General features: G+C 68.2%; 7 protein-coding genes. 5 read left to right on the forward strand and 2 right to left on the reverse strand.

Features of this window, described 5'->3' with window-relative positions:
* Nucleotides 1–10: 10 nt before the first annotated feature.
* Both secA and tsaD read right to left on the reverse strand, forming a co-directional pair.
* Nucleotides 11–3,007, reverse strand: coding sequence for a preprotein translocase subunit SecA (gene secA / locus L0D17_RS07270; protein ID WP_039459251.1), 2,997 nt, complete (start codon nucleotides 3,005–3,007; stop codon nucleotides 11–13).
* Nucleotides 3,008–3,046: 39 nt separating this feature from the next.
* A complete protein-coding gene (tsaD, locus tag L0D17_RS07275) occupies nucleotides 3,047–4,018 on the reverse strand; it encodes a tRNA (adenosine(37)-N6)-threonylcarbamoyltransferase complex transferase subunit TsaD (protein ID WP_243094610.1) in 972 nt (323 codons plus the stop codon).
* Nucleotides 4,019–4,053: 35 nt separating this feature from the next.
* On the opposite strand from tsaD, the gene L0D17_RS07280 reads away from it, so the two are divergent.
* The 5 genes from L0D17_RS07280 to holA are packed head-to-tail and all read left to right on the forward strand — an operon-like array spanning nucleotide 4,054 to nucleotide 8,061.
* Nucleotides 4,054–5,364 (forward strand): vWA domain-containing protein, encoded by a 1,311-nt coding sequence (locus L0D17_RS07280; RefSeq protein WP_243094611.1) that lies wholly within the window; start codon nucleotides 4,054–4,056, stop codon nucleotides 5,362–5,364.
* 7 nt (nucleotides 5,365–5,371) lie between these two features.
* A complete protein-coding gene (locus L0D17_RS07285) occupies nucleotides 5,372–5,797 on the forward strand; it encodes a DUF1999 family protein (protein ID WP_243094612.1) in 426 nt (141 codons plus the stop codon).
* Between the two features lie 5 nt (nucleotides 5,798–5,802).
* On the forward strand, nucleotides 5,803–6,012 hold the full coding sequence (locus tag L0D17_RS07290) for a heavy-metal-associated domain-containing protein (RefSeq protein ID WP_243094613.1): 210 nt from the start codon (nucleotides 5,803–5,805) through the stop codon (nucleotides 6,010–6,012).
* Between the two features lie 12 nt (nucleotides 6,013–6,024).
* The gene (locus tag L0D17_RS07295; RefSeq protein ID WP_071677635.1) at nucleotides 6,025–7,182 is read left to right on the forward strand and encodes an acyl-CoA dehydrogenase family protein; all 1,158 of its coding nucleotides are present in this window, start codon (nucleotides 6,025–6,027) and stop codon (nucleotides 7,180–7,182) included.
* Nucleotides 7,183–8,061 (forward strand): DNA polymerase III subunit delta, encoded by an 879-nt coding sequence (holA, locus tag L0D17_RS07300; protein ID WP_243094614.1) that lies wholly within the window; start codon nucleotides 7,183–7,185, stop codon nucleotides 8,059–8,061. It begins immediately after the preceding gene.
* The last annotated feature ends 52 nt before the right edge of the window (nucleotides 8,062–8,113 follow it).

The following is an 8,113-nucleotide window of genomic DNA, read 5'->3' on the forward strand; positions in this document are numbered from 1 at the left end:
GGGCGGCGGCTTACTCCTTCTTGCGCTTTTTCTCCTCCCGCATGAGCCGCCGGCGCTCCGCCCGGGAAAGGCCCGGCTGGGGCGGGGGGGTGGCGGGCCGCTTCCTTTCCACCCCAAAGGCCTCAGGCGCCTTGGGCGCCTCGGGCACGGGGACGTAGGGGGCCTCCCGCACCGGGCGCACCGGTTCGGCCTCCACCCTGAGCCGGAAGAGGAACTTGGCCACCTCCCCCTTGATGAAGGCCACCATATCGTTGAAGAGGCGGGTGGCCTCAATCTTGTACTCCTGGAAGGGGTCTTTCTGCCCGTAACCCCGGAGGAAGATGCCCTGGCGCAGGACGTCCAGGTTGTGGAGGTGCTCCTTCCAGGCGGAGTCCACCACGTTGAGGATCACGAAGCGCTCCACCGCCCGCATGAGGGGCGGGGAAAGCTCCGCCTCCCGGGCCTCGTAAGCCCTTAGGGCCGCCTCCACCAGGCGCTCCACCCCCTCCTCAGGCTTGAGGCTCCGGAGCTCTTCAAAGGGGAAGTCCTGCAGCTGGGGCGCGGTGTCCAGGAGGGCGGCCTTAAGGCCCTCCAGGTCCCAGTCCTCAGGGTGGACCTGGGGATTTAGGAAGTTTTCCGCTAAGGCGGCCACCGTCTCCTCCACCATGCCCATGGCGGCCTCCCGCACCGCCTCGTCCTCGCCCAGAAGGATGAGGCGGCGCTGGGCGTAAATCACCTCCCGCTGGCGGCTAAGCACGTCGTCAAACTGCAAAAGCTGCTTGCGGATGGCGAAGTTGCGGTCCTCCACCCGCTTTTGCGCCCGCTCAATGGATCGGGTGACCATGGGATGCTCAATGGGCTCGGAGTCGTCAAAGCCCATGCGGTCCAGCATGGCGATGACCCGGTCAGAGGCGAAGAGGCGCATGAGGTCATCGTCAAAGCTCACGTAAAAGCGGCTCCCCCCAGGGTCCCCCTGGCGGCCGGCGCGGCCCCGGAGCTGGTTGTCTATCCGCCGGGACTCGTGCCGCTCCGTGCCCAGGATGAAAAGCCCCCCCAAGGCCCGCACCCGCTCCTCGTCCTGTTTGCACTCCTCCCGGATCTGGCGGATCCTCTCCAGAAGCTCGTCCTTCACCCCAAGCTCCGCCGCCAGGACCTTCGCTTCCTCCTCCTGGCCCGCCACCATCTTCTTGATGAAGAGCTCCACCTTCCACTCGTAGCGGTCAAAGCCCTCCTTCTCCAAAAGGGCGGCGGCCAGGTACTCGGGGTTCCCCCCCAGCTTGATGTCCGTGCCCCGGCCCGCCATGTTGGTGGCGATGGTGACGGTCTTGCTCCGGCCCGCCTGGGCCACGATCTCCGCCTCCTTGGCGTGGTGCTTGGCGTTTAGCACCTGGTGGGGGATGCCCCGGCGAAGAACGTTTAAGGTGTGCACCGCCCGCTTCAGGCCCTCCCAGGCGGCGCGCAGGTTGCCCTTTTGCGGGATGAGCTCCTCAAAGGAGGCCAGGTCCTCGTCTTTGAGCTGGCCGGGCTTTTCCAGAAGCTTCCTCAGGCGGTCCCAGGCCTCCCCCTGCTGCTTGGCGCTGGCCTTTTTGAAGAGTTCCAGGCGCATCTCCAGGCGGGGCAGGTAGAGCCTGGGCTCCTTGAGCATCTGGGAAAGCCTTTCGGACTTCTCAATGCTGATGGTGCCCACCAAGACGGGCTGGCCCCGCTCGTACTTCTCGGCAATCTCCTCCACCACGGCGTAGAACTTCCCCTTTTCCGTGCGGTAGACCACGTCGGGGTAGTCCTTGCGGATCATGGGGCGGTTGGTGGGCACCACCACCACGTCCATGCCGTAGATCTCCTGGAACTCCTTCTCCTCCGTCTTGGCGGTGCCCGTCATGCCGGCGCGCTTCTCGTAGAGGCGGAAGAAGTTCTGGTAGGTGATGGTGGCCAGGGTCTGGTTCTCCCGCTCAATCCTGACCCCCTCCTTGGCCTCTATGGCCTGGTGGAGGCCCTCGCCGTAGCGGCGCCCCGGCATGAGGCGGCCCGTGAACTCGTCCACGATGATGACCTGGCCATCCTGGACGATGTAGTCCCGGTCCCGGTGGTAGAGCTCCTTGGCCCGGATGGCCTGGATGAGCATGTGGGCGAGCTCCATGTTCTCGGGGCTGAAAAGCCCCTCCACCCCCAGGAGCTTTTCCGCCTTGGCGATGCCCTGGAGGGTGAGGTGGACGGACCGGTTCTTCTCCTCAATGGTGTAGTCCCCCGTGGGCTCCTTGCGCACCCCAGGCTCCGCGGGCAGGCCCCTTTCCAGCTTCTTGGCGATCTCCGCCATCTTGTAGTAGAGGTCGGTGGCCTTCTCCGCCGGGCCACTGATGATGAGGGGGGTGCGGGCCTCGTCAATGAGGATGGAGTCCACCTCGTCAATGATGGCGTAGTGCAGGGGGGTGTCGTGGCGCAGGACCAGCTGGTCCGGGCTGATGGCCATGTTGTCCCGGAGGTAGTCAAAGCCGAGCTCGGCGTTGGTCACGTAGGTGACGTCCGCCAGATAGGCCTTGCGCCGTTCCTCCGGGGTGGAGGCGTGCTGGATCACCCCCACGCTCAGGCCCAAGCCCCGGTAGACGGGCCCCATCCACTCCGCGTCCCGCTTGGCCAGGTAGTCGTTCACCGTGACCACGTGGACGCCCTTGCCCGTGAGGGCGTTCAGGGCCACGGCCAAGGTGGCCACCAGGGTCTTCCCCTCCCCGGTCTTCATCTCGGCGATCTTGCCCTCGTGGAGCACCGCCCCGCCGATGAGCTGCACGTCAAAGTGCCGCATGCCGAGATACCGCTTGGCGGACTCCCGGGTGAGGGCGAAGGCCATGGGGAGGAGCTCGTCCAGGGAAGCCCCCTTCTGGTGCTTCTCCTTCAGTTCCCGGTAGGCGGCGGCCAGGTCCTGAATCTTCTCCACCTCCGGCTCCAGCCGGTTGGTGGGCTCCACCACTTGCTTGTAGTAGCGGGCGATCTCCCGCTCGTTGTTGTCAAAAAGCTTCCGTAAGAGGCCCAGCATCCTAGGGCCGATTGTACTCCTTGGGGATGAGAAACCCCTTTAGGCTTCCTCCAAGGGCCAGTAGGCGGTGGCCCCCAAGGAAAGGGAGCTTGGGGGAAAGCCTTGCCTAAAGCGGCGGTAGGCGGCGAGGGCGATCATGGCTCCGTTGTCCTGGGAAAGCCCCTTGGGGGGGAAGTAGACCTGAAGCCCCGCCTCCCGGAAGCGGGCCTGCAGGGCCTGGTTCGCCGCCACCCCCCCCGCCACCAGGAGGACCTTGTGCCCCGTGTCCCGAGCCGCCCGCAGGACCACCTCCGCCAGATGCAGGATGGCCGCCTCCTGGAAGCCCTTGGCCAAGGCCGGCTTGGGAAGGCCCTTTTCCACGAGCTGGAGCGCCTTGGTCTTGAGGCCGGAGAAGCTAAAGTCATACCCCTCCTGCTCCCGAAGGGGCACGGGGAAGGGCACCGCCTCCTCCGCCTCCTGGGCCAGGCGCTCTATCTCTGGCCCCCCGGGGAAGCCGAGGCCCAAAAGCCGGGCCACCTTGTCAAAGGCCTCCCCGGCGGCGTCGTCCCGGGTGGCCCCCAGGAGCCGGTAGCGGCCAAGCCCCAAGACTTCGTAGAGGTGGGTGTGGCCCCCCGAGGCCACCAAGGCCAGGAAAGGTGGAGCGATCCCCTCGGGCCAGGCGGCGGCGATGTGGCCCTCGAGGTGGTGAATGGCGTAGAAAGGCCGCCCCAAGGCCCACGCCAAGCCCTTGGCGAAGGTGTAGCCCACCAGGAGGGCCCCGATGAGCCCGGGGCCCCGGGTGGCCGCCACCAGGTCTAGATCCTTAGCGGTGATCCCCGCCTCGGCCAAGGCCCTTTCCGTGAGGGGGCGGATGGCCTTGAGGTGCTCGCGGCTCGCCAGCTCCGGCACCACCCCGCCGTAGGCCCCGTGGAGGCGCACCTGGCTCGCCACCAGGTTCACCACCACCTGGCCGTCCCGCACCAAGCCCACCCCGGTGTCGTCGCAGGAGGTGTCAATCCCCAAAACCCACACCCCTTCACCCTACCAAGGCTAGGCTGGGGAAGAAGGTGCTCTGGCTTTTCCCCATCCTCCTCCTTGTCTACCTCCTCTACCGGGCCAGGGGGCAAAGGCCCCGGCCCTGGGCGGGGGTGTGGCTTTGGCGGAAGGGGAAAAGGCGCCGCTTCCGCCCCCGGCTGGACCTAAGGCTCCTCCTCCTCCTCCTCGCCGCAGCCCTCTTGGTCCTGGCCCTGGACGACCCCCCCTTGGGCCCCTCCCCCCTGGTCCTCGTGGTGGACGCCTCCGCCAGCATGGGCGCCAGGGAAGGGGCCAAGACCCGGCTGGACCTCGCCAAGGAAAGGCTTCTTCCCCTTCTGGAAAGGGCGCCCCAGGCGGTGCTGGTGCGGGCGGGGGAAACGCCCAAAGCCTTCGGCCCCGCCCCGGGGGTGGCCCTGCGGGACGCCCTCTTGGCCATGGAGGCGGAGGACCGCCGGGCGGACCTGGAGGGGGCCATGGCCCTGGGGAGGAGGCTCCTTAAGGCCCCCGTGGTGGTGGCCACGGACGGCCCCCCGCCCGAAGGGGCGGAGGGGTACATCGGGGTGGGAAGCCCCCAGGAAAACCTGGGTCTGGTGGCGGTGGACCGGGGGTTTTTGGCCCTGGGGAATAGCGCCCAAAGGCCCCTTACCGCCGAGGTGGAGCTTGGGGGAGAGCGCCTTCGGGCGGAGGTCCCCGCCCGGGGGTACGCCCGCCTCCCGGACCTTCCCCCCACCTTCGCCGCCCGGCTTGTGGGGGAAGACGCCCTGGCCCTGGACGACGGGGCGGCCTTTGGCCTGAGGCGGCCCGGGGTGGACTACCCTACGCTTCCCGCCCTGGCACGGCTTTTCGCCCTCATCGGGGTAAGCCAGGGGAGGGAGGTCCTGGTGCGGATTGGGGTACCCGAGGGTGCCCCCGAAACCCCCACCCTTTTCCTGGCCCCTAGGGGCGGCGCCCCCATTCCCGTCCTCCTCACCACCCCCCATCCCCTTTTGGAGGGGGTGGCTCTCCTGGGGGAGGCCCTGCCCCCGCCCCCAAGGCCCCAAGGCCCCTGGCGGGCCCTGGCGGAGGGGGAGGGCGGCGTGGGCCTCCTCTACGTAGCCGAGGGGGGGCTTTACCTCCCGCCCCTCGAGGCCCTTCAGGACAAGCCCTTCTTCCCCCTCTTGGTCCACAACTTCCTCAAGCCCTACCGGGAGGTGCGCACCGGCCTCCTGGCCCCCGAGGAGACCCTTCTTCCCACCCCGGAGGCGAGCTTCCTTCCCAAAACCTCGGGGGGCGGGGGAAGGTTTTTCGCCCTCCTCGCCGCCCTTGTCCTCCTCCTGGAGGCCCTCCTCTTCCGAAGGCGATAATGGGACCATGCGCTTTCGCCCCTTCAGCGAGTTGGACCTCGAGGCCCTAAACCAGGTGGCGGGGAACCGCCCCCTAAGCCTAGGCGCCGTGCGCCACTTCGCCCGCACGGGCCACTCCTTCCTGGCCGAGGAAGGGGAAACGCCCTTGGGCTTCGCCCTGGCCCAGGCGGTGTGGCAAGGGGAAAGGGCCACCGTCCTCATCACCCGCATAGAAGGGCAGAGCCAAGAGGCCCTGGAAGGCCTCCTCGCCGCCATCGTGAAAAGCGCCTACGACGCCGGGATCTACGAGGTGGCCCTTCACCTGGACCCCGGGAGGAAGGACCTGGAGGAGGCCTTGAAGGCCCAGGGCTTCGCCATCGGCCCCTTGGTCCTGGCGGTGCGGGTCCTGGGAAGCCGGGGGGCCAGGGGCGAAACCCGGGGCGTCTTAGAATGAAGGGCATGAACCGCGTCCTCATCGGCATCCGGGGGCAACCCACCCCCGAGGGGATGGAAAGGATCCTCACGGCGCTCAAGGCCCTGGAAGGGGTGGCCCAGGCCCAGGCCACGGGCCCCGCCCAGGTCCTGGTGGAGTACGACCCCCAGTCCCTCACGGTCATGGACCTGATCCGCACCATCCGGGAAGAGGGGTTCCTGGCGGGTATGCTCTAAACGAGGTGCCCCATGCTGGACTTCTACGCCTTGGAAGACCTCCTCACCCCCGAGGAGAAGGAGGTGCAAAAAGCCGCCCGCCGCTTCCTGGAAAAGGAAGCCCTGCCCCACATCCGCCACTGGTGGGAAGAGGGGGTCTTCCCCACCCACCTCATCCCCCGCTTCGCCGAGCTGGGCTTCCTAGGCCCCACCCTGCCCCCGGAGTACGGGGGGGCGGGGGTTTCCAGCGCCGCCTACGGCCTCATCGCCTACGAGCTGGAGCGGGTGGACTCGGGGCTGAGGAGCTTCGTGAGCGTGCAGAGCTCCTTGGTCATGTACCCCATCTACGCCTTCGGGAGCGAGGCGCAAAAGCGGGAGTTCCTGCCCAAGCTCGCCCGGGGGGAGCTGGTGGGGTGCTTCGGCCTCACCGAGCCCGACGGGGGCTCGGACCCCTACGGCAACATGAAGACCAAGGCCCGCCGGGATGGGGACACCTGGGTCCTCACCGGCACCAAGATGTGGATCACCAACGGCAACCTGGCCCACATCGCCGTGATCTGGGCCAAGGACGAGGAGGGGCGGGTTTTGGGCTTCCTCGTCCCCACGGACACCCCCGGGTTCCAGGCCCGGGAGGTGAAGCACAAGATGAGCCTAAGGGCCTCGGTGACCAGCGAGCTCATCCTGGACGGGGTGCGGGTGCCCGAGTCCCTGCGCCTGCCCAAGGCGGAAGGGCTCAAAGCCCCCCTTTCCTGCCTCACCCAAGCCCGCTTCGGCATCGCCTGGGGGGTCCTGGGGGCCTTGGAGATGGTCTACCAGGAGGCGGTGGCCTTCGCCCAAAGCCGCAGCACCTTCGGCGCCCCCATCGCCCAGAAGCAGCTGGTGCAGGCCAAGCTGGCGGACATGCTCTCCTGGCACACGGAGGGGCTCCTCTTGGCCTGGCGGCTCGCCCGGCTTAAGGACGAAGGAAAGCTCACCCCGGCCCAGGTCTCCCTGGCCAAGCGGCAGAACGTCAAGAAAGCGCTAGAGGCCGCGCGGCTCGCCCGGGACATCCTGGGAGGAAGCGGCATCACCCTGGAGTACCACGCCATCCGCCACATGCTGAACCTGGAGACCGTCTACACCTACGAGGGCACCCACGACGTCCACACCCTGGTCCTGGGCCGGGAGGCCACGGGGCTGAGCGCCTTCTAGATGGTCATCGCCTTCACCGGGGACCCCTTTTTGGCCAAGGAGGCCCTCCTGGAGGAGGCCCGGGTCTGGGGGCTTGCCCGCTTCACCGACCCCACCCCGGAGGCCCTGGCGGAGGCCCTTTCCCCCGGGCTTTTCAGCGGGGCGGGGGCCCTTTTGGACCTGCGGGAGGTGGGCGAAGGGGAGTGGAAGGCCCTAAAGCCCCTCCTGGAGCGGACCCCGGAAAACGTCCCCGTCCTCCTCCTGGACCCCAAACCCACCCCCGCCCGGGCCGCCTTTTACCGCGCCCGGGAGCGGCGGGACTTCCCCACCCCCAAGGGCAAGGACCTCCTGCGCCACTTGGAAAACCGGGCGAAGCGGCTTGGGTTCAGGCTTCCCGCTGGGGTGGCCCAGTACCTGGCGGGCCTCGAGGCCGACCTGGAAGCCCTGGAGCGGGAGCTGGAGAAGCTTGCCCTCCTCACCCCGCCCCTCACCCTGGAAAAGGTGGAGCGGGTGGTGGCCCTGAAGCCCCCCGTCACCGGGTTTGACCTGGTGCGGGCGGTGCTGGAGGGGAACGCAAAGGAGGCCTTCCGCCGCCTCAAGGCCCTAAGGGAAGAAGGGGAAGAGCCCCTCAAGGTCCTGGGGGCCTTGTCCTGGCAGTTCGCCCTCCTGGCCCGGGCCCACCTCCTCCTCCGGGAAAACCCAAGGCCCAAGGAGGAGGACCTCCCCCGCCTCGAGGCCCACCCCTACGCCGCCCGGCGCGCCCTGGAGCTCGCCCGTTCCCTGGAGGAGGCCGCCCTCCGGGAGGCCCTAGACGTCCTCATCGCCGCCGAGCGCCGGGCCAAGGAGGGTAAGGACCCCTGGCTCGCCCTGGAGGGGGCGGTCTTCGCCCTCCTCCCCTGAACCCGGACAGACACATGTGAGACTGGACGAGTAAAAATGTGGGGACCACTCC

This window comes from Thermus thalpophilus (assembly GCF_022760915.1).
In the GTDB taxonomy this organism is placed as follows: domain Bacteria; phylum Deinococcota; class Deinococci; order Deinococcales; family Thermaceae; genus Thermus; species Thermus thalpophilus.